At 59.8% G+C, this 19,897-nt stretch carries 21 protein-coding genes and 2 tRNA genes; 16 read left to right on the top strand and 7 right to left on the bottom strand.

The genetic code is table 11. The features are described from left to right. Nucleotides 1–32: 32 nt before the first annotated feature. From CAF63_RS08110 to CAF63_RS08095, 4 genes are all read right to left on the bottom strand, one after another. On the bottom strand, nt 33–293 hold the full coding sequence (locus tag CAF63_RS08110) for a DUF2164 domain-containing protein (RefSeq protein ID WP_085684065.1): 261 nt from the start codon (nt 291–293) through the stop codon (nt 33–35). Beyond that, nucleotides 294–932 carry an imidazole glycerol phosphate synthase subunit HisH gene (gene hisH, locus CAF63_RS08105; RefSeq protein ID WP_007952546.1) on the bottom strand — a complete coding sequence of 213 codons (639 nt, stop codon included), beginning with the start codon at nt 930–932 and terminating at the stop codon, nt 294–296. Further along, nucleotides 932–1,525, bottom strand: a complete 594-nt coding sequence (hisB, locus tag CAF63_RS08100; RefSeq protein WP_039764670.1) for an imidazoleglycerol-phosphate dehydratase HisB — start codon at nt 1,523–1,525, stop codon at nt 932–934. Before hisB ends, hisH begins: the two co-directional genes overlap by 1 nt. 316 nt (nt 1,526–1,841) lie before the next feature. Then, the gene (locus CAF63_RS08095; RefSeq protein ID WP_085684067.1) at nt 1,842–3,506 is read right to left on the bottom strand and encodes an OFA family MFS transporter; all 1,665 of its coding nucleotides are present in this window, start codon (nt 3,504–3,506) and stop codon (nt 1,842–1,844) included. 352 nt (nt 3,507–3,858) lie between these two features. Between CAF63_RS08095 and CAF63_RS08090 the strand changes: the two genes are divergently transcribed. The 5 genes from CAF63_RS08090 to CAF63_RS08070 all read left to right on the top strand — a co-directional run bounded on the left by CAF63_RS08090 (nt 3,859) and on the right by CAF63_RS08070 (nt 8,050). Continuing rightward, entirely contained in the window at nt 3,859–6,084 is a 2,226-nt protein-coding gene (locus CAF63_RS08090) for an AsmA family protein (protein ID WP_085684069.1), read from the top strand. Continuing rightward, entirely contained in the window at nt 6,081–7,148 is a 1,068-nt protein-coding gene (gene mutY / locus CAF63_RS08085; RefSeq protein ID WP_085684071.1) for an A/G-specific adenine glycosylase, read from the top strand. The genes CAF63_RS08090 and mutY overlap by 4 nt, the downstream gene beginning before the upstream one ends. Next, nucleotides 7,145–7,417: an oxidative damage protection protein gene (locus CAF63_RS08080; RefSeq protein WP_007952551.1), complete on the top strand. Its 273-nt coding sequence runs from the start codon at nt 7,145–7,147 to the stop codon at nt 7,415–7,417. The genes mutY and CAF63_RS08080 overlap by 4 nt, the downstream gene beginning before the upstream one ends. Nucleotides 7,418–7,508: 91 nt before the next feature. Then, nucleotides 7,509–7,584 (top strand) — tRNA-Phe (locus CAF63_RS08075). 136 nt (nt 7,585–7,720) lie between these two features. Then, nucleotides 7,721–8,050, top strand: coding sequence for a hypothetical protein (locus CAF63_RS08070; RefSeq protein WP_085684073.1), 330 nt, complete (start codon nt 7,721–7,723; stop codon nt 8,048–8,050). A gap of 5 nt (nt 8,051–8,055) precedes the next feature. On the opposite strand, the gene CAF63_RS08065 is transcribed toward CAF63_RS08070, so the two are convergent. Further along, complete coding sequence (locus tag CAF63_RS08065) at nt 8,056–8,505, bottom strand: hypothetical protein (protein ID WP_085684075.1); 450 nt, start codon at nt 8,503–8,505, stop codon at nt 8,056–8,058. A gap of 260 nt (nt 8,506–8,765) precedes the next feature. Here CAF63_RS08065 and CAF63_RS08060 point away from each other — a divergent pair, with 260 nt between their 5' ends. From CAF63_RS08060 to CAF63_RS08045, 4 genes are all read left to right on the top strand, one after another. Next, nucleotides 8,766–9,824, top strand: coding sequence for a YhcG family protein (locus CAF63_RS08060; RefSeq protein WP_085684077.1), 1,059 nt, complete (start codon nt 8,766–8,768; stop codon nt 9,822–9,824). 69 nt (nt 9,825–9,893) lie between these two features. Then, complete coding sequence (locus CAF63_RS08055; RefSeq protein WP_085684079.1) at nt 9,894–10,865, top strand: alpha/beta fold hydrolase; 972 nt, start codon at nt 9,894–9,896, stop codon at nt 10,863–10,865. A 20-nt stretch (nt 10,866–10,885) separates the two neighbouring features. Next, nucleotides 10,886–11,299, top strand: coding sequence for a hypothetical protein (locus tag CAF63_RS08050; RefSeq protein ID WP_085684081.1), 414 nt, complete (start codon nt 10,886–10,888; stop codon nt 11,297–11,299). Nucleotides 11,300–11,305: 6 nt separating this feature from the next. Then, the gene (locus CAF63_RS08045; protein ID WP_085684083.1) at nt 11,306–11,758 is read left to right on the top strand and encodes a hypothetical protein; all 453 of its coding nucleotides are present in this window, start codon (nt 11,306–11,308) and stop codon (nt 11,756–11,758) included. 69 nt (nt 11,759–11,827) lie between these two features. On the opposite strand, the gene gabP is transcribed toward CAF63_RS08045, so the two are convergent. Next, on the bottom strand, nt 11,828–13,219 hold the full coding sequence (gabP, locus tag CAF63_RS08040; protein WP_085684086.1) for a GABA permease: 1,392 nt from the start codon (nt 13,217–13,219) through the stop codon (nt 11,828–11,830). A gap of 552 nt (nt 13,220–13,771) precedes the next feature. On the opposite strand from gabP, the gene CAF63_RS08035 reads away from it, so the two are divergent. From CAF63_RS08035 to CAF63_RS08005, 7 genes are all read left to right on the top strand, one after another. Continuing rightward, complete coding sequence (locus CAF63_RS08035) at nt 13,772–14,545, top strand: ABC transporter ATP-binding protein (protein ID WP_007897462.1); 774 nt, start codon at nt 13,772–13,774, stop codon at nt 14,543–14,545. Between the two features lie 13 nt (nt 14,546–14,558). Then, nucleotides 14,559–15,305, top strand: a complete 747-nt coding sequence (locus CAF63_RS08030; RefSeq protein ID WP_085684088.1) for an ABC transporter substrate-binding protein — start codon at nt 14,559–14,561, stop codon at nt 15,303–15,305. 78 nt (nt 15,306–15,383) lie between these two features. Then, nucleotides 15,384–16,079 (top strand): ABC transporter permease, encoded by a 696-nt coding sequence (locus tag CAF63_RS08025; RefSeq protein ID WP_085684090.1) that lies wholly within the window; start codon nt 15,384–15,386, stop codon nt 16,077–16,079. Then, on the top strand, nt 16,076–16,765 hold the full coding sequence (locus CAF63_RS08020) for an ABC transporter permease (protein WP_007952568.1): 690 nt from the start codon (nt 16,076–16,078) through the stop codon (nt 16,763–16,765). The genes CAF63_RS08025 and CAF63_RS08020 overlap by 4 nt, the downstream gene beginning before the upstream one ends. Next, nucleotides 16,746–17,981, top strand: a complete 1,236-nt coding sequence (locus CAF63_RS08015) for a methyltransferase (RefSeq protein ID WP_085684092.1) — start codon at nt 16,746–16,748, stop codon at nt 17,979–17,981. Before CAF63_RS08020 ends, CAF63_RS08015 begins: the two co-directional genes overlap by 20 nt. A gap of 344 nt (nt 17,982–18,325) precedes the next feature. Next, nucleotides 18,326–19,141, top strand: coding sequence for an FkbM family methyltransferase (locus CAF63_RS08010; protein ID WP_085684094.1), 816 nt, complete (start codon nt 18,326–18,328; stop codon nt 19,139–19,141). Nucleotides 19,142–19,217: 76 nt separating this feature from the next. Further along, nucleotides 19,218–19,293: transfer RNA gene (locus tag CAF63_RS08005), tRNA-Thr, on the top strand. Between the two features lie 94 nt (nt 19,294–19,387). On the opposite strand, the gene CAF63_RS08000 is transcribed toward CAF63_RS08005, so the two are convergent. After that, nucleotides 19,388–19,858, bottom strand: coding sequence for a hypothetical protein (locus CAF63_RS08000; RefSeq protein WP_085684096.1), 471 nt, complete (start codon nt 19,856–19,858; stop codon nt 19,388–19,390). Between the last annotated feature and the right edge of the window lie 39 nt (nt 19,859–19,897).

Below are 19,897 nucleotides of genomic sequence, written 5' to 3'. Positions count from 1 at the left end.
TTCAAATTTGAATGTTCAGCTTGGCTCGGAAATCAGTTTTTCTCGAGCGCCCACAGGTCGCTTTCGATGCTTTCAAACCGCTCCTTGAGGTGGGTCTGCACATCGAAAATCGCCCTGTTGTAATAGTGCGGAGCAATTTCGCGGGTAAACAGCTCAAGAATTTCCGCCGCCTCGAACGAACCCAGGTCCAGTTCGAAACGATCCTCCATGAACCGCTGAATCTTGCGGTTGGCCTCGTTCTCCTGCTCGGGAGTGAGGGTCAGGATCGGCGGCCTGGATTTCTTGACGGCCATTTACCAGCGACCGTCCCACGCGGCGAAGTTCTGCAACAACTGCAGGCCATGGGTATGGCTCTTCTCCGGGTGGAACTGCACGGCGAAACGCGAACCTTCGGCCAACGCTGCGGCGAAATCGACGCCGTAATGACCGCTGCCGACCACCTGCCGCGGGTTACCGGCAGCGATGTAGTAGCTGTGCACGAAGTAGAAACGCGCCAGGTCCGGAATGTTGTGCCACAGCGGGTGATCCACCGCCTGCTTCACTTCGTTCCAGCCCATGTGCGGGACTTTCAGGTGCTCGCCGTCTTCATGCAGGTCTTTGCCGAAGAATTTCACCGCCCCAGGGAACAGGCCGATGCAGTCGACGCCGTCGTTCTCTTCGCTGCTGTCGAGCAAGGCTTGCATGCCGACGCAGATGCCGAGGAACGGACGATCCTGGCTGACTTCACGCACCAGCGAATCGAAACCGAGGCGACGGATCTCCGCCATGCAATCGCGAATCGCGCCGACGCCGGGGAAAACCACACGGTCAGCTTCGCGGATCACTGCCGCATCGCTGGTGATCAGCACCTTGCCGGCACCGACGTGCTCGAGGGCCTTCGCCACCGAGTGCAGGTTGCCCATGCCGTAATCGATAACTGCAACCGTCTGCATTACAGGACGCCTTTGGTCGAAGGCATCTGGCCAGCCATGCGCTCGTCCAGCTCGACAGCCATGCGCAGTGCGCGGCCGAAAGCCTTGAACACGGTTTCGATCTGGTGGTGGGTATTGGTGCCGCGCAGGTTGTCGATGTGCAGGCTGACCAGTGCGTGGTTGACGAAGCCCTGGAAGAATTCCTGGAACAGGTCGACGTCGAAGCCGCCAACGGTGGCGCGGGTGTACGGCACGTGCATCTGCAGGCCTGGGCGGCCGGAGAAGTCGATCACCACGCGCGACAGCGCTTCATCGAGCGGCACGTAGGCGTGGCCGTAGCGACGGATGCCTTTCTTGTCGCCAATGGCTTGCGCGAAGGCCTGGCCGAGGGTGATACCGACGTCTTCCACCGTGTGGTGGTCGTCGATATGCAGATCGCCCTTGCATTGGATATCCAGGTCGATCAACCCGTGACGGGCGATCTGATCCAGCATGTGCTCAAGAAAAGGAACACCGATATCGAATCGGGCCTTTCCGGTGCCATCAAGGTTGATCGAGGCTTTGATCTGGGTTTCCAGAGTGTCGCGCTCGACAGACGCCTTACGTTCGGCCATCACCAGCTCCGCAAAATCATTGGGCGAAAAAGGCAGCCATTATAGGGGCGCGGGGCCGAAACAGAAACACGAGAGGTGAGATGGCTGACGGATAGAACGCCCGGCTGTCGCGGGTAGACATGTCCATACAAGCCAAAAAAGCGGAAATTTGGAAACTTGAAGAGATCCCTGTGGGAGCGGGCTTGCCCGCGAAGAGGCCGGCACACACAACATCAATGCTGTCTGACCTGGCGCCTTCGCGGGCAAGCCCGCTCCCACAGGGATTAATGTTTTCCCTGGCTGACCTGAAAGCTTCAGATCAGCCAGGATCTACACCTTAGTGAAACAATACCGCCGTCTTCTGCAGGGTCACCCACACACCCCACGCCAACGGAATCCCCACCACCAGCCATGCAGCGATTGCCAATGGCTTGCTGCCCGGCGCGGCTTTCCACTCCAGCACGGTGCTGGCGTCAGCACCCTTGTCGTGGCCCAGCGCCTGTTCGGCAGCCAGTTCGGCGTCGGTCATGAAGTACTTGTCCGCGACCGGACGCACCAGCAGGTTGCACAGGAAACCCAGCACCAGCAGGCCGGCAAGGATGTACAAGGTGATGTCGTAAGCGGCGGCGCGTTCAACGCCGATGCTCAGCTGATACTCACGCAGGTAGTTCACCAGCACCGGACCCAGCACGCCAGCGGCGGCCCAGGCAGTCAGCAGACGACCGTGGATCGCGCCCACCATCTGCGTACCGAACAGGTCGGCCAGATATGCCGGAACGGTCGCAAAACCACCGCCGTACATCGACAGGATGATGCAGAACGCCGCCACGAACAGTACAACGTTGCCCAGGTGCCCGAGGTTCGGGATCAGTGCGTACAGCGCAAAACCCAGTGCGAAGAACACGAAGTAAGTGTTCTTGCGGCCCAGGTAGTCCGAGAACGACGCCCAGAAGAAACGGCCGCCGATGTTGAACAGGCTCAGCAGACCGGTGAATCCGGCCGCGATCGCAGCGATGGAAGCCAGTTGACCGGCGTCCAGCTGACCGAACGGCAGATCGTTGCCCAGCAGCTTGCCGCCGAACACTTCCTGCAACAGTGGCGAAGCCATGCCGAGGATGCCGATACCGGCGGACACGTTCAGGCACAGCACCAGCCACACCAGACGGAATTGCGGGGTTTTCCACGCCACATTCACGTGAACGTGACGGTGGGTGATCATCGCATTCGAGGCTTTCTTCGCCGGCGCGGTCCAGCCTTCAGGCTTCCAGCCGGTTGGCGGAACGCGGTAAGCCAGAGCGCCACCGATCATGAACACGAAGTAGATCGCAGCCATGGCCACAAAGCTCTGCCACACGCCCACGCCAGTCGGCGAAGCGAAATGGCTCATCAGAGCGGTTGCCAGCGGAGCGCCAACCATCGCGCCACCACCGAAACCCATGATCGCCATGCCGGTCGCCATGCCGCGCTTGTCCGGGAACCACTTGATCAGGGTCGAGACCGGCGAAATGTAGCCAAGGCCCAGACCGATACCGCCGATCACGCCGGAACCGATCCACATCAGCCAGATCTGGTGGGTATAGATACCCAGCGCGGAAATCAGCAGGCCGCCGCACCAGCACAGTGCCGATACAACGCCAGCCTTGCGCGGGCCTGCGTGTTCGAGCCAGCCACCCCAGATCGCTGCCGAGCAGCCGAGGAAGATGAAGAACAGGGTGTAGATCCAGCCGAGCATGGAGATCGGCCAGTCGCATTGCGACGAGAAAACTTGTGCGATGAAGCTCATGTCCGGAGCGCAAGCCACCGGAGCGGTCACGCCCAGCGCCTTGGACAGCGGCAACCAGAACACCGAGAAACCGTAGGCCATGCCGATGCACAAGTGAATGGCCAGAGCGGCCGGCGGGACCAGCCAACGGTTGAAACCGGGCTTGGCGATGATGCGTTCCTTGGACAGGAACCCGGGCTGATCGGCTTTGAAGCCGTCTGCCGTAATGGTCGTGCTCATGTGTATCCCCCAATTATTAGAATGGTTCGCCAGCCACTGCTCACCCCGGCCTTATGCACGCAGGCATGACCTTTTTTTGCGGGTGAAGCTCCTTGAGTGCGCGACGTTAAGTCGCAGATGGGCGGACGAACGGGCGAAGGTTACCACTTGCACGTGGCAGAAAAACCAAACTGATATCACCTTTTTTGAGTCATCTGATCTCATGGTGCCGGGGAACCCCGATTCCGATCGTTGTCGAAGCGCTGTACATCGCGGTTCAGCGGGCTGCACGGGACACCGCAACAGCGAGGGTTGATGCAGCGCTATACTCCCCGGCTAAATTACGAATTCGACTACTTACAAGGACTCGCCCATGAAAGCGTTCGGCAAAATCCTGGGTCTGGTACTTCTCGGGCTGTTGCTGATCATTGTGGCGGCGGGCTTCGCCCTGACCCACCTGTTTGATCCCAACGACTACAAAGACGAGATCCGCCAGATTGCCCGCGACAAGGCCCACATCGAGCTGACGCTCAATGGCGACATCGGCTGGAGTCTGTTCCCGTGGCTCGGCCTGGAACTGCACGAGGCCAGCGTCGCGACCCTGGCCAAGCCTGCTGAACCGTTTGCCGACCTGCAGATGCTCGGCCTGTCCGTGCGCGTGCTGCCGCTGCTGCGCCGTGAAGTGCAGATGAGCGACGTGCGCGTCGAAGGCCTGAACCTGCGCCTGAACCGTGACAAGAATGGTCATGGCAACTGGGAAGACATCGGCAAGGTGCCGCCCAAGGCCGGCAGCACCCCGGCGCCGACCACCACAGCCGAAACCGCCCCCGAGGCCACCCCGCAACCGGAAAAACCGGCCCAGCCGATACGCCTCGACATCGACAGCCTGACCGTCAACAACGCCCGCGTGGAATACAACGACGAGCTGACCGGCAAGCAATTCAGCGCCGAAAGCATCCAGTTGAGCACCGGCGCGGTTCACGATTCGACCAACATCCCGGTCAAGGCCACCGCGTTCCTCGGCACCAACCAGCCTGTGCTGCGAGTGCGCACCGAACTGAACGGCGAGCTGCGCTTCGAACGCGCCCTGCAACGCTACAAGTTCGAAGACCTGAAGCTTTCCGGCGAAGTTGCCGGCGATCCGCTGCAAGGCAAGACCGTGACCTTCGCCGCCCAAGGCCAACTGCTGCTGGACAAAGCCGCCAACGTCGCCGAATGGACTGGCATCAAACTCTCGGTCAACCAACTGCGCGCCTTGGGCGAGCTGAAAGCCAACGACCTGGACAAGACGCCACAGATCACCGGCGGGATTTCCATCGCCCAGTTCGACCTGGCGAAATTCGTCGACAGCATCGGCCAGACCTTGCCGGCCATGGCCGAAGGCAGCCTGAGCAAGGTTGAACTGGTCAGCCGCGTCGCCGCGACGCCGACCAGCGTGTCGCTGGACAACATCAACCTGAAACTCGACGACAGCAGCTTCAGCGGCCGGATCGCCGTCGAAGATTTCGCCAAGCAATCGCTGCGGGCGATCCTCAAGGCCGACACCTTCAACGTCGACCGCTACCTGCCGCCGAGATCGGAAAAAGCCAACAACGCCACTCAGGTCCGTCAAGCCGAAGTCGCCAGCACCGAGGCCGATGCCATGGCCGGTGCCGGCAGCACACCGCTGCCGGAAAAACCGAGCAAAAGCGCCTGGAGCACCGAGCGCCTGTTCCCGGTTGAGCGCCTGAGCAAACTCGACGTAAACGCCGACCTGACCTTCGGCCAGTTGACCCTCGACAAGCTGCCGATCCAGAACGCCGCACTGAAAGCCACCGGCCAGGGCGGCCTGCTGACCCTGGAAAATCTGCGCGGCGAGCTGTACAACGGCGACTTCGAAGCCAAGGGCACGCTGGATGTGCGCCAGACGGCGCCAGTGCTGAACCTGCAAACCCGGATCAACCGGGTGCCGGTGGAGAAAATCCTCGAAAGCCAGGGCAAGAATCCGCCGGTGAAAGGTCTGGTCAATCTCACCAGTACCGTTACCGGCAGCGGCAACAGCCAGCAGGCGCTGATCGACACCCTCAACGGCAACGCCAATTTTGTGATCAACAACGGCGTGCTGCTCAACGCCAACCTTGAGCAGCAACTGTGCAAGGGCATCGCCACGCTCAACCGCAAATCCCTGAGCGGTGAGCCGCGCGGCAAGGACACGCCGTTCCAGGAACTCAAGGGCAACCTGACCTTCCGCAACGGCGTGGCCAGCAACCCGGACTTGAAAGTGCGCATCCCCGGCATGAGCGTCAACGGTGACGGCGATATCGACCTCAAGGTGCTGGGCATGGATTACCGCGTCGGCATCATCGTCGAAGGCGACACCAGCGCCATGCCGGATCCGGCCTGCCAGGTCGGCGAGAAGTTCGTCGGCATCGAATGGCCGCTGCGCTGCCGTGGCCCGCTGGAACTGGGCGCCAAGGCCTGCCGCGTGGACAACGAGCGCCTGGGCCAGGTCGCGACCAAAATGGCCGGCGACAAGCTCAGCGAAAAAATCGACGAGAAACTGGGCGACAAAGTCAGCCCGGAACTGAAAAACGCATTGAAGGGGCTGTTCAAGCGATGAAAGCGGAGCAGTTTTCCACGGCGGTGCTGGAATGGTTCGACCGCCACGGCCGCCATGATTTGCCTTGGCAACAGAACATCAACCCGTATCGGGTGTGGGTGTCCGAGATCATGTTGCAGCAGACCCAGGTCAGCACCGTGCTCAATTACTTCGACCGCTTCATGGCCGCGCTGCCAACGGTCGAAGCCCTGGCCGAAGCGCCGGAGGACGAAGTGCTGCACCTGTGGACTGGGCTCGGTTACTACACCCGCGCGCGCAACTTGCAGAAGACCGCGAAGATCGTCGTCAGCCAGTACGGCGGCGAGTTTCCGCGCGATGTCGAGAAGCTCACCGAGCTGCCGGGCATCGGTCTGTCCACTGCCGGTGCGATCGCCAGCATCAGCATGGGCCTGCGCGCGCCGATCCTCGACGGCAACGTCAAACGGGTGCTGGCACGTTTTACCGCGCAAGAGGGTTACCCCGGCGAGCCGAAGGTCGCCAAGCAGCTGTGGGCCAACGCCGAGCGCTTCACGCCGCAGGATCGGGTCAACGCTTACACCCAGGCGATGATGGATCTGGGCGCTACGCTGTGCACCCGCAGCAAACCGAGCTGCCTGCTGTGTCCGTTGGAAAAGGGCTGCGAAGCGCACATGCTCGGCCTGGAGACGCGTTACCCGATCCCCAAGCCGCGCAAGACCATCCCACAGAAACGCACACTGATGCCGCTGCTGGCCAACGAGGACGGCGCAATTCTACTTTATCGTCGACCGTCCAGCGGATTGTGGGGTGGTTTGTGGAGCCTGCCGGAACTTGATGACCTCGAGGACCTGCAACACCTCGCCGCGCAGCACTCGCTGGAACTGGGCGAGCAGCAGGCGCTGCCGAGCCTTGTCCACACCTTCAGCCACTTTCAGCTGTCCATCGAACCCTGGCTGGTTCAGGTGCAGGAAGCCGGCGGTCACATGGCCGAGGCCGACTGGCTCTGGTATAACCTCGCCACCCCGCCGCGCCTGGGCCTCGCCGCCCCGGTCAAGACCTTGCTCGAACGCGCGGCCGCCGTCTTGAATGCAGGAGAGTCGACATGACCCGCACCGTAATGTGCCGCAAGTACAAAGAACAACTCGAAGGTCTGGAGCGCCCACCGTACCCGGGCGCCAAGGGCCAGGACATCTTCGAACACGTCTCGGCCAAGGCCTGGGCTGACTGGCAGAAACACCAGACCCTGCTGATCAACGAAAAACGCCTGAACATGATGAACGCCGAAGACCGCAAATTTCTCCAGGGCGAAATGGACAAGTACTTCTCCGGCGAGGAATACGCTCAGGCCGAAGGCTACGTTCCGCCAGCCGAATAACCCCCGGATTTCGTAAGCGACGGAATTAATTTAAGAAATTTTAAAAAAGTCGTTGACGTAAATCCGAAAAACCCTTTTAATGCGCCCCGTTGCCCAGATAGCTCAGTCGGTAGAGCAGGGGATTGAAAATCCCCGTGTCGGCGGTTCGATTCCGTCTCTGGGCACCAAATACCGAAAACCCTGAATCGCAAGATTCAGGGTTTTTTTATGCCTGCGATTTGATGACGACCCGATTCAGCCCTTCTTGCAGGCCGGAATTCGCGATACGTTGCTCAACCCTTATGGAAGAGGGTCATCCCCGCGATGAACCAGAAAAGAACCCGCGTCCCCCTGCCCCATCCCGCCCCCCCTGTAAAACGCACCAACTGGCTGATGATCGCTCTCGGCCTGGTGCTGATCCTGTGTATCGGCCTGATCGCCTATGAAACCGTGGACGGTCTGATTCAGGGACGCATCGGCAACATGGCACGCGGCAAACACTTCGCCGTGTATTCGTTGACCACACAACCGGCCAACTTCTGGTTTGCCATCGCCACGCATTGCCTCCTCGCCCTCTTCCTGTCGGGCGCAGCATGGGTATTGATCTGGCTGGGCCGCACGGCAACGGTCACGCCATCCCGGCGCGACCGGTAACGCTACTAGCTGTTGTCATTCCAGTGAAAAACCAGATTGCGCGCAGCACCGCCGCCTATTTCGGCCGCATCCCGGCGTATTTCACCATTGCGGGTCGCGACGACCGTGTATTTGCCGGGCGGCAACTGCACGTAGACCAATGGCCCGGTCTGATTCAGCGTCAGCACGGTCTGGCCGGGGGCTTTCTGAATCATCACGTCGACGTCGGCGGTGTATTGGTTTTGCATGCCGACCGCGAACGTCATGTGCAGGTTGTAGCCCGCGGATTGCTGAATGGCTTTCGACTCATCTTCGCCAATCCCGCCGGCCAGATAGCGAACGCCGTTTTGCTCTTGCTGCTGAGCCTGCACAGCGGAACTGTCGACCGGATCCAGGCTTGCAGCCTGCGCCATGATCGGAAACAGCAGCACTGCCGCAGCGGCAACGGGCAGCACAAATGAAAGAACGCGTTTCATGAGGACGACTCCCGGGCTCTCGCGGAACCCAATCGTTACCTCTTTTTAGATTTTGTCTTGCGGGGTGGGTTTTAGAACGATTGGGAGTTGCGGTTGATACGAAAAGGACTACACGCCGTACTGCTCGTTCGCGGACTTCGTCAGCCTGATCTCGCAAAACCCGCCCACTCTTCCTTCAGTGGCATCAGATGCGGCCGGCATCCCCAGGCCAAGGCAATTGGCATGCTCTTGCTTCTGTTCCCTCTGAGCCGGAAGACCTGATGAGCCAACTAAAACCTGCTGACACGCAAGATCCAAAAATTGATTCGCTACTGGGCGACCTGGGCGAACTGATACGCGAGGCGCGGCAGAAAGTGCTGCGAACGGTCGACACGATTCAGGTCCAGACCTGCTGGCAGATCGGGCGACACATTGTCGAGTTCGAGCAACAGGGTGCCCGGCGTGCGGGGTACGGAAAACAGCTTCTGGCTACGTTGGCAAAGGAACTCACTGCGGACTTTGGGAAAGGCTTTGATTCTTCCAACCTTCGCTACATGCGCTTGTTTTATCAGGCATTTCCAATTCGTGACGCACTGCGTCACGAATTGAGCTGGACGCACTACCGCAAACTTTTGGGGATAGAAAGCGAACCGGCCCGGCAGTGGTACATGAACGAAGCCGCTGCACAAAACTGGTCAAGCCGTGCACTGGATCGCCAGATCAACACGCTCTACTACGAACGCCTGTTGATGAGCCGAGACAAAACCGACGTCTATGCAGAGGCGGCGACCAACATTGCCGCGATGAAAAGCAATCCCCGGGAATTCATCAGAGACCCCGTCCTGCTGGAGTTTCTCGGTCTACCCTCACCGGGCAAGCTTCAGGAATCCGAACTGGAGCAAGCCTTGATCGACCAGCTCCAGGGATTTCTCCTAGAACTGGGCAAGGGCTTCGCTTTTGTCGGTCGCCAGCAACGCATCAGCGCTGGCGACGATGATTTTTACATTGACCTGGTGTTCTACAACTACCTGCTCAAATGCTTCGTCATCCTGGATCTGAAGCGCGGCAAACTCAGCGCCCGGGACGTGGGCCAGATGAATATGTACATCCGTATGTACGATGACCTCAAACGCAGCGAAGGCGACGGGCCAACGGTGGGGATCATCCTCTGCGCACAGCAAAATGAATCGGTGGCGCGCTACACGATCCTCAAGGGCAATGAACAACTGTTTGCCAGCAGCTACAAACTGGTGCTACCGAGCGAAGAGGAGTTGCGAGCGGAGTTGAACCGCGAACACACGCTGCTGGAAGAACGCTTGAGCGATCAGACAGCTGATTGACCGCCGACGGATTGTTCACCGAGCCGGCGGGGACTATCGTTGGCAGCTACTCCGCGAAGGTCGAGAGCCATGGGTTTTCAAGAGAGGCACGCACTGGAAGAGGCTCGGAACAGAACCGCGCTCGCAAGCGATGTTCAGGACAAACCCTTCCACGAGCCTGCCGCCGACGGCTATCTGCTCGGCGGTTTCACCTGGCGCCACGCTTCGCCGGATCCACAGCGCCCGGTGGTTATCATCAACGCCGCCACGTCCGTACGCTGCCGCCACTACTCTCGCTTCGCGGCGTATCTGTTCGCCAATGGGTTCGACGTGATCATTTACGACTACCGGGGTATTGGCGAGTCGCGGCCAAAGTCGATGAGGCATTTGCAGGCCTCGTGGACGGATTGGGGCGCGCTGGATTTCGAGGCGATGCTCAAACGTGCGCAGCGGGAGTTTCCCGGGCAGCCGATCGATGTGGTCGGGCACAGCTTCGGCGGCTGCGCAGCAGGTCTGGGGGCGTCCGGGAAGATAATCCGACGACTGGTGACGGTCGGTGCGCAATTCGCTTACTGGCGCGATTACGCGCCCGAGCACCGCTGGCGGATGTTCGGCAAATGGCACCTGCTGATGCCGCTGGTCACGCTGTTGTGTGGCTACTTTCCGGGCAAACGGCTTGGCTGGCTTGAAGACACGCCCGCCGGCGTGGTTCGCGACTGGAGCACGCCTGCCGCGCGTTATGAGCGGCGCCCGAGCGGTAGAACCATGGCGGACCTGCCCTTCGCCAATGTCCGGGCCAAAGCCCTGGCAATCAGCATCAGTGACGATCCCTACGGCACGATTCCCGCCATCGAACGCTTGCTCGCTTACTTCCACAACGCGCAAAAGACCCACCTGCGAATCGAGCCGCAAGACATCGGTGAGCAGCAAGTCGGACATTTCGCCTTTTTTCGCAGCGCATACCAAGCCACACTATGGCCCATCGCTCTGACCTGGCTGCAGACCGGCGAACTGGCCTCCGACACACCGGGGCGCAAAATCCCACGCAGCCAAGCCCTTTAACGCACCACGGAACACACACCATGGCTTCCGCCAACAAGCAGCAAAAACGCGCCGCCCGGGCCAAGACCAAGGCCAAGCAGAACCGTACCAAACGTGCGGAAGCACCGGTCGAGCTGGACCCGAACGACGACCGCATCGATTTCGAGTCGGTGGACCTGACAGAACTGTTCAAGAAAATGATCGACGCCGAAAAAATCAGCCAGCAGGCCATGTGCACTGCGTTCCTTGAAGACCCGCTGCTGGAGTTGGTGTACGAGCAGGAAGGCGAAGAAGGCGCGATGGATTTCATCCTCGCCGCGCTGATCGAGTACCGCCAGTGGTCCACCGAGACCGACGAGGCCGGCGCTCTGGCGTGGATCGAATCGCCGGACTTCCAGAAAGACTATGTGGCCGCGTCCGAAGCAATCGCCGCACAAACCCAACAGAAAAACTGAGTTCCCATGGCATCCCTGAACAAGCAACAGAAACGCGCCAAACGCGCCAAGGCCAAAGCCAAGCAGATCAATATCCACGGCAGAAAACCCGTCGCGCTGGACGATGACCTGGGTGAAATCGGCGAGCCGATCCCGGAATACACCCTGGCAATGTTCAGCAAGATGCGCGACGCCGAAGCCGTCAGCCGCAACGAAATGCTGCTGACGCTGCTCCGCGAGCTGGCGTTCATCATCGTCGATCATCCTGATCTGCTGGACATGGAGAACGCCGAGAACGAAGGCATGGCCGCCACTCACCTGGCCGCCGACATGCTGATCGACTACCGCATGTGGGCCGATGGAATGGATCGCGAAACTGCCCAGGCATGGTTGAGCGAGCCGGAGTTCATCAGCGATTTCGGGATTGCGCTGGACACCTACGGTCAGTCGGTGGAAGCGCAGGAAGAGAAGAGCGAATAAACCGCCCGCAGTAACAAAAACGGCCGCTTGTCATCACTGACAGCGGCCGTTTTTGTTATGCGTTGCGGATCAGTTCAGAACCGCTGCGCCACGTTTTTCCAGATTGCGGCGGCGGGCCACCAGCAGACCGGCAGCGACCACCAACAGGCTGAGCAAGCCGGTCGCGAGGATTTCCACGCGGTGGGCGTCCTGGAACAGCATGATGGTCAGGGCCGCCACGATGAATACGATCACCGCGTAGGTCAGACCCGGGAACAGCCACATGCTGAAAACGATTTTCTCGCCGCGAGCCATGCGTTGTTTACGCATGCGCAGTTGCGAAATCGCGATCACCAGGTAAACCAGCAGTGCGATCGCGCCGGAGCTGGCCAGCAGGAACTCGAACACCGCAGCCGGGGCCACGTAGTTGGCGAAAGTGCACAGGAACGCTGCGCCGGTGGACAGCATCACCGCCCAGTAAGGCGTGCCGCTCTTGTTGGTGCGGGTCGACATGGCCGGAGCATCGCCACGCTTGCCGAGGGAGAACAGCATGCGCGAAGAGGTGTACAGCGCCGAGTTCAGGCAACTGGTCACTGCCACCAGAACCACGATGTCGACGATCATCTTGGCATTCGGGATGCCCATGCGCTCAAGCACGGTCTGGTAGGAGCCGAGGCTGGCCAGAACCGGGTCGTTCCATGGCACCAGGGCCACAACGATGAAGATCGATACGAGGTAGAACAGGCCGATCCGCCAGATCACCGAGTTGGTGGCCTTGGAGATCTGTTTGCCAGGGTTCTTCGATTCCGCGGCCGCGATGGTCACGATTTCGGTGCCCATGAAGGAGAACATGGTGGTCAGGATCGCGCCCAGTACCGCGCCCATGCCGTTCGGCAGGAAGCCTTGGGTGTCGAAGATGTGCGAAACGCCGCTGACCTGGCTGTTCGGCAGGAAGCCGAAAATGGCCGCAACGCCGAGGATGATGAAACCGATGATCGCCACGACTTTGAGCAGGGCGAACCAGAATTCGAACTCACCGTAGTTTTTCACGCTGAACAGGTTGGTCACGGTCAGCAGCATGGTGATGATCAGCGCGAAGACCCAGATTTCCACACCCGGGAACCACGCGTGCAGGATGGTTGCAGCGGCGTTGGCTTCCAGCGGAATCACCAGGACCCAGAACCACCAGTACAACCAGCCGATGGTGAAACCGGCCCAATGCCCGATGGCACGGTCGGCGTAAGTCGAGAACGAGCCGGTATCAGGCGAGGCAACAGCCATTTCGCCGAGCATGCGCATCACCAGCACAACCAGCGCGCCAGCAGCGGCGTAAGCCAGCAGAACAGCAGGGCCGGCAGCGGCGATGGCGTGGCCGGAGCCGACGAACAGACCTGCACCGATCACCCCGGCGATCGACAGCATGGTCACATGACGCGGTTTGAGCCCCTGTTCGAGGCCATTGGAGCTTTGGGTACTGCTCATTGAAACTACCTTTGCGAGGAAAGCGATTGCGTCCGGCCCGTCTGGCGTTCCTTCTCGTAAAAAGAATCCAACGGGGCGTTCCAGATTCTGCACGCAATAATTGCGCCAAAATGTTTCAAACTCTTCTGGCCTGCGGTTTCTAGCGCGACCGGACAGTCATCGCAAGTCCTTGAGAATAATGGCCTTTCGCCAAAGCGTTACCCTGCGACCCACTTTTCAAACTAATCAGCGCACCAGAAACACACTGAAAAAGTGCGGGATGCACAATAAAAGGGCGAATGAGGAACGATCGGCCGGATAGCGCTTCCAACACCCCGCCAAAGGTGGCAACATCGCGCCTTTTTTTACGCGACACCCACGGGAATCAACGTTCAAACACCCGTTCGGTTGTTGATGGGGCGACAGTCTGCTGCGCCGATGCGACAACCTGCCACAGGCCATCCGTTTACCGCCCGTAGCGCTGTTGGCTGCCATTGAAACGCTATGCTAGCTTGGCCGCCTCGCCAGGAAGGCCAACCAACAGCAGGAGCGCAACATATATGAGGAACGCACATGGCTGAGGCCACGCCCGCGCTTGAAATCCGCAACTTGCACAAACGCTACGGACAGCTTGAGGTGCTCAAAGGCATCTCGCTGACCGCCCGCGACGGCGATGTGATCTCGATCCTGGGTTCCTCCGGTTCCGGCAAGTCCACGTTCCTGCGTTGCATCAACCTGTTGGAAAACCCGCATCAGGGCCAGATCCTGGTGGCCGGGGAAGAGCTCAAGCTCAAGGCCGCCAAGAATGGGGAACTGGTTGCCGCCGACGGTAAACAGATCAACCGCCTGCGCTCCGAGATTGGTTTTGTGTTTCAAAACTTTAATCTGTGGCCGCACATGAGCGTGCTCGACAACATCATCGAAGCCCCGCGTCGCGTGCTCGGCCAGAGCAAGGCCGAAGCCATCGAAGTGGCCGAAGCGCTGCTGGCCAAGGTCGGCATCGCCGACAAGCGCCACGCCTACCCGGCGCAACTGTCCGGCGGCCAGCAACAGCGCGCGGCGATTGCCCGCACGCTGGCGATGCAGCCCAAGGTGATCCTGTTCGACGAGCCCACCTCCGCCCTTGACCCGGAAATGGTCCAGGAAGTACTTAATGTCATCCGCGCATTGGCCGAAGAAGGCCGCACCATGCTGCTCGTGACTCATGAAATGGGCTTTGCCCGTCAGGTCTCCAGCGAAGTGGTGTTCCTCCACCAGGGCCTGGTAGAAGAGCAAGGATCGCCACAGCAGGTGTTCGAAAACCCGCTTTCGGCGCGCTGCAAACAATTCATGTCCAGCAACCGCTAACGGAGCTACCCGCATGCAGAACTACAAAAAGGTCTTCCTGGCCGCCGCCGTCACCCTCGCGTTCAGCGCCGGTGCCATGGCCGAGACCCTGAAGATGGGCATCGAAGCGGCCTACCCGCCGTTCAACAACAAAGACGCCAGCGGCAACGTCGTCGGCTTCGACAAGGACATCGGCGACGCTCTGTGCGCCAAGATGAAAGTTGAATGCTCCGTAGTGACCTCGGACTGGGACGGCATCATCCCGGCCCTGAACGCCAAGAAGTTCGACTTCCTGATCTCCTCGATGTCGATCACCGACGAGCGCAAGCAAGCGGTGGACTTCACCGACCCGTACTACTCCAACAAGCTGCAATTCATCGCGCCGAAGGATAAAGAGTTCAAGACCGACAAGGACTCCCTGAAAGGCAAAGTGATCGGTGCCCAACGCGCGACCCTCGCCGGTACGTACATGGAAGACAACATGCCGGGCGTCGAAGTGAAACTCTACGACACCCAGGAAAACGCCTACCTCGACCTGACTTCCGGTCGTCTGGACGGCATCCTCGCCGACAAATACGTCAACTACGAGTGGCTGAAAAGCGACGCTGGCAAAGCCTACGAATTCAAAGGCGACCCGGTGGAAGAAAGCGACAAGATCGGTATCGCTGTACGTAAAGGCGACCCGATCCGCGAGAAGCTGAACGCCGCACTGAAGGAAATCGTCGCCGACGGTACCTACAAGAAGATCAACGACAAGTACTTCCCGTTCAGCATCTACTGATCCTGACCTGCCGGATCGGCACCGCCACATGGCGGCGCCGATCCCCGGCCTTGCCTGCCGCGATTTGAAAAGAAATCCATGATTATCGACCTCCACGGATTCGGCCCGGCGCTCTTCGCCGGCGCGCTGATGACCGTCAAACTGGCACTCTCGGCCCTGTGCCTGGGGCTGGTGCTCGGTCTGCTCGGCGCCTTGGCCAAGACTTCCCCGTACAAGCCGCTGCAATGGCTTGGCGGAACCTATTCGACCCTGGTGCGCGGTGTCCCGGAATTGCTCTGGGTGCTGTTGATCTACTTCGGTACGGTCAACGCCATGCGCGCGCTCGGTGAGCTCCTCGGCAATCCCGAACTGGAGCTCAGCGCCTTTGCCGCCGGCGTCATTGCGCTGGGCCTGTGCTTCGGCGCCTACGCCACAGAGGTGTTTCGTGGCGCGATCCTCGCCATTCCCAAAGGTCACCGTGAGGCAGGCGTGGCCCTGGGCCTGTCGAAATGGCGGATCTTCACCAAACTGATCATGCCGCAGATGTGGCGCATCGCCCTGCCCGGCCTGGGCAACCTGTTCATGATCCTGATGAAGGACACCGCGCTGGTGTCGGTCATTGGCCTGGAAGAAATCATGCGCCACGCGCAGATCGGCGTGACCGTGTCCAAGCAGCCATTCACCTTCTATATGGTGGCGGCGCTCATGTACCTGTGCCTGACCGTGCTGGCGATGATCGGCATGCACCTGCTGGAAAAACGCGCCGCACGCGGCTTCGCGAGGAGCGCTCAATGAATTGGGAAGTCATCATCAAATGGCTGCCGAAACTGGCTCAAGGCGCGACGCTGACCCTGGAACTGGTGGCCATCGCCGTGATCGCCGGTTTGCTGCTGGCGATTCCGCTGGGTATCGCCCGTTCTTCGAAGCTGTGGTACGTGCGCGCTTTGCCCTACGCCTACATCTTCTTTTTCCGTGGCACGCCGTTGCTGGTTCAACTGTTCCTGGTCTACTACGGCCTGGCACAGTTCGATGCGGTGCGTAACAGCTCGATGTGGCCGTACCTGCGCGATCCGTTCTGGTGCGCCACTGCGACCATGACCCTGCACACGGCGGCGTACATCGCCGAGATCCTGCGCGGCGCGATCCAGGCGATTCCACCGGGCGAGATCGAAGCGGCGCGGGCGCTGGGCATGTCCCGGCCCAAAGCGCTGTTCTACATCATCCTGCCGCGTGCCGCGCGCATCGGCCTGCCGGCCTACAGCAACGAAGTGATCCTGATGCTCAAGGCCAGCGCCCTGGCCAGCACCGTGACCTTGCTGGAACTGACCGGCATGGCGCGCACGATCATTGCCCGCACTTACCTGCCGGTGGAGATCTTCTTCGCTGCCGGTGTGTTCTATCTGGTGATGGCCTACGTGCTGGTTCGCGGCTTCAAGCTGCTTGAACGCTGGCTGCGCGTCGATGCGTGCCAGGGACGCTGAATCTTCTTACGTGCTGACGGGCGAGGATCTGCTCGCCCGTTTCACGGCACTGGATACATTTCTCACAGCGCATCAGGCGCTGTGGAAGCCCCGCCCTTTCACTCATCTGCACCTGCCCTGGGAAGCGTCTTACCCGGAACTGGCCTCGTGGCTACGCGGGCGGTCGCTGGAAGATGCAGAAAACGCCCACAACCAACCTGCCGAACTCCTGGATGCGCCGGAGCCGTTCGCTTCATTGGCGGCATTGTCGCTTGAGTTGAGTTCGGTCGGTGAGCTGCCTGCACATTCGCTGGAAGCGGCCGGGCATCGTCTTAATGTCGATGTGCCGGGGCGCAAATGGCAGCAGATTGAAGCCTTCGCCAGCCGCTTGTCGTTTGCCTCGCAACCGAAGCACTGGCTGGATTGGTGTTCCGGCAAAGGCCATTTGGGACGGCGTCTGCTCGGCGCTGGCCAGCAACTCACCTGTCTGGAATACGACCCGGCGCTGGTTGTCAGCGGTCAGGCGTTGAGTCAGCGTCATCACCTGCATGCGCTGCATGTCGAGCAGGATGTGCTCGCGGCGAACACCGCTTTATCGCTGAATGCAGAACACACGCCTGTCGCCCTGCATGCTTGCGGTGATCTGCATGTGCGGCTGATGCAACTGGCCAGCGCCGCTGGCTGTCGGCAATTGGCGATTGCACCGTGCTGCTACAACCGGATCAGTCGCACTGAATATCAGGCGTTGTCCTCCGCAGGATCACGCTCCGCCCTACAGCTCTCGCTGGAAGATCTGTCCCTGCCGATGAGCGAAACCGTCACCGCCGGTGCACGTGTCCGACGTCAGCGTGACACCTCCATGGCTCGCCGACTGGCTTTCGATCTGTTGCAACGGCAAGTGCGTGGCGTCGACGAATACCTGCCGACGCCGTCCCTGCCGAGCGCCTGGCTGGACAAACCGTTCGCTGATTACTGCCGCGATCTGGCAGCGTTGAAAGAGTTATCCACAATCGGCTCGCCAGATTGGGTAGCGCTCGAAGCTGCCGGTTGGCAGCGATTGGCCGAAGTTCGCAACCTGGAACTGCTGCGTGGACTGTTCCGACGGCCGCTGGAGCTTTGGCTGAATCTGGATCGGGCACTTTTCCTCACCGAACAGGGATACATCGTACGTCTGGGCACCTTCTGCGAGGCGCCGCTCACTCCGCGCAATTTCCTGTTGCTGGCCGAACGCGTTTAATCTTTCACAGCCTGTGGATAACTCTGTTGATGGATTTATCGTGGATCCAATATCCACGGCTGTTTCAGGCCACTAACAGCACTGGTCATTTTTTGTTCACATAAATAAAAAACCGGCAAAACAGGGATTTGCGATTCAAATGAGAACCCGTCCACAAAATCCCCTCTAAGCCCGTCCTCTTCAAAGCCTGTTGTGCATAAGCGCTCGACCAAAAGGACATAACCGCCGAATCGCGGACGCCGGCAGCGGGTAATTGCGCCTGCCATCCGCCCTTGCTATACAGACCTACGCCGTGCAGGTAGCGCACGCCCGAACAAGAAAAATCTGACCGACAGGAAGCGACCGTGACGTTCATTTCTTACGCACAGAATTTCGAGGACGTACGCCTCTGGCGCGCCCTGCAGTATTTTGAAAACGGTTTTTATATCGACGTCGGCGCCAATGACCCGATCCACGACTCGGTCACCAAGGCCTTTTATGATCGCGGCTGGCAAGGCATCAACGTCGAGCCAATGCAGAACTACTACGACGCACTCTGCCAGCATCGCTCCCGCGACACCACGCTGCAATGCGTGGCCAGCGACCAGCCGGGCGAACTGACTTTCTACGGCATTGCCGACACCGGCCTGTCCACCGCTGACCCGGTCGTTGCGCAAGAACGCAAAAACCTCGGCATGGACGTGCAAAGCTTCACTGTCAACGCACGCACACTGACCTCGATCTGCGAAGAACACGCCGCCGAGCGGCCGATCCACTTCCTGAAAATCGACGTCGAAGGCCACGAAGAAACCGTCCTGCGCGGCATGGACTTCAGCCGCTTCCGCCCTTGGATCATCCTCATCGAAACCCCATGGGAGCGCGACCACACCTGGGAACACCTGGTGACCGACGCCGGCTACACCAACGTCCTGTTCGACGGCCTCAACAGCTTCTTCCTCGCCAACGAACACATCAACCTCAAACCCGCGTTCGACCTGCCACCGTGCAATCTCGACAATTTCCAGCTGTGCAAAGGCCACAACCTCGCCCACCCGGTAAACCCTGCACTGGAAACCGCCCTGCAACGCGCCGAACAAGCCGAAGCCGAACTGCGCGCGATGCAAAACAGCCGCGCCTGGCGCGCTGTACAAAAACTGCGCAACGTCCTGCGCCGGGCGTGAATCACAGAGGGCGCAAAAATAGTCTGAATTCAGGGGTTTACAGAAGCACCCGAGTCGCTATAATCGTCGCCCACACGCCGGTATAGCTCAGATGGTAGAGCAACTGACTTGTAATCAGTAGGTCCCGGGTTCGATTCCTGGTGCCGGCACCATATTCAAAGCCCCGCAATGCGGGGCTTTGTCGTTTCTGGGGTCTTAGACTTATCTCACGTCAAAACGTGAAAGTGTCCACAAAGTGTCCACACTTCATTTTTTTGCCTCTCTCAAACCAAACCAGCTACACCCACCCTCCGCATCCGCCGCAATCATTGCCCGGCCGATACTCATCGCTTCTTCAAGCAAATCGATCGCCTCCCGAAACATCTCGGGCCTGTCAGTTCCTCCAGCCAGCACACCGCCCTCGATCACGTCCTGCCTGACGCTATCAGCCAACTGATGAAAGCGGACGATTTGCCTCGCTTGGTCTTTACTCAGCACCCCCAGCTTCGTGACGTTCGCTTGGAAAACCCGGTTGAATTGGCCATCAATGCGGATTTGATAAAACTCGGGACTAGTGTTGAACGCATTCATCACTGCTGAACGACGATAAAGCAATTTCGCCTCGCAAAACTTGAGGTCAGTTACATAGCCCCGCAGCTCCACTATCTCAACGAGTGCTCCGACTTCGGCAAGCAAAGCTGCCTTAACACTCTCACTTTCTTTGCTTGCTTCTTCCACAACAAGAGAGGTCCAGACGCCGGTGCCGAGGCGCCTGAG

The organism is Pseudomonas sp. B20(2017) (assembly GCF_002113125.1).
Classification (GTDB): Bacteria; Pseudomonadota; Gammaproteobacteria; order Pseudomonadales; family Pseudomonadaceae; genus Aquipseudomonas.
The sequence above is the reverse complement of the archived record's forward strand: the minus strand, read 5'-3'. Positions and strand labels throughout refer to the sequence as shown.

What these genes read in the sequence shown, in the direction of transcription:
- CAF63_RS08025 (WP_085684090.1), top strand. Translation starts at nt 15,384, where the DNA reads ATGATTATCGACCTCCACGGATTCGGCCCGGCGCTCTTCGCCGGCGCG.
- hisH (WP_007952546.1), bottom strand. Translation starts at nt 932, where the DNA reads ATGCAGACGGTTGCAGTTATCGATTACGGCATGGGCAACCTGCACTCG.
- CAF63_RS08015 (WP_085684092.1), top strand. Translation starts at nt 16,746, where the DNA reads ATGCGTGCCAGGGACGCTGAATCTTCTTACGTGCTGACGGGCGAGGAT.
- hisB (WP_039764670.1), bottom strand. Translation starts at nt 1,525, where the DNA reads ATGGCCGAACGTAAGGCGTCTGTCGAGCGCGACACTCTGGAAACCCAG.
- CAF63_RS08030 (WP_085684088.1), top strand. Translation starts at nt 14,559, where the DNA reads ATGCAGAACTACAAAAAGGTCTTCCTGGCCGCCGCCGTCACCCTCGCG.
- CAF63_RS08110 (WP_085684065.1), bottom strand. Translation starts at nt 293, where the DNA reads ATGGCCGTCAAGAAATCCAGGCCGCCGATCCTGACCCTCACTCCCGAG.
- CAF63_RS08035 (WP_007897462.1), top strand. Translation starts at nt 13,772, where the DNA reads ATGGCTGAGGCCACGCCCGCGCTTGAAATCCGCAACTTGCACAAACGC.
- CAF63_RS08095 (WP_085684067.1), bottom strand. Translation starts at nt 3,506, where the DNA reads ATGAGCACGACCATTACGGCAGACGGCTTCAAAGCCGATCAGCCCGGG.
- CAF63_RS08080 (WP_007952551.1), top strand. Translation starts at nt 7,145, where the DNA reads ATGACCCGCACCGTAATGTGCCGCAAGTACAAAGAACAACTCGAAGGT.
- CAF63_RS08070 (WP_085684073.1), top strand. Translation starts at nt 7,721, where the DNA reads ATGAACCAGAAAAGAACCCGCGTCCCCCTGCCCCATCCCGCCCCCCCT.
- CAF63_RS08060 (WP_085684077.1), top strand. Translation starts at nt 8,766, where the DNA reads ATGAGCCAACTAAAACCTGCTGACACGCAAGATCCAAAAATTGATTCG.
- CAF63_RS08020 (WP_007952568.1), top strand. Translation starts at nt 16,076, where the DNA reads ATGAATTGGGAAGTCATCATCAAATGGCTGCCGAAACTGGCTCAAGGC.
- CAF63_RS08045 (WP_085684083.1), top strand. Translation starts at nt 11,306, where the DNA reads ATGGCATCCCTGAACAAGCAACAGAAACGCGCCAAACGCGCCAAGGCC.
- mutY (WP_085684071.1), top strand. Translation starts at nt 6,081, where the DNA reads ATGAAAGCGGAGCAGTTTTCCACGGCGGTGCTGGAATGGTTCGACCGC.
- CAF63_RS08090 (WP_085684069.1), top strand. Translation starts at nt 3,859, where the DNA reads ATGAAAGCGTTCGGCAAAATCCTGGGTCTGGTACTTCTCGGGCTGTTG.
- gabP (WP_085684086.1), bottom strand. Translation starts at nt 13,219, where the DNA reads ATGAGCAGTACCCAAAGCTCCAATGGCCTCGAACAGGGGCTCAAACCG.
- CAF63_RS08050 (WP_085684081.1), top strand. Translation starts at nt 10,886, where the DNA reads ATGGCTTCCGCCAACAAGCAGCAAAAACGCGCCGCCCGGGCCAAGACC.
- CAF63_RS08055 (WP_085684079.1), top strand. Translation starts at nt 9,894, where the DNA reads ATGGGTTTTCAAGAGAGGCACGCACTGGAAGAGGCTCGGAACAGAACC.
- CAF63_RS08065 (WP_085684075.1), bottom strand. Translation starts at nt 8,505, where the DNA reads ATGAAACGCGTTCTTTCATTTGTGCTGCCCGTTGCCGCTGCGGCAGTG.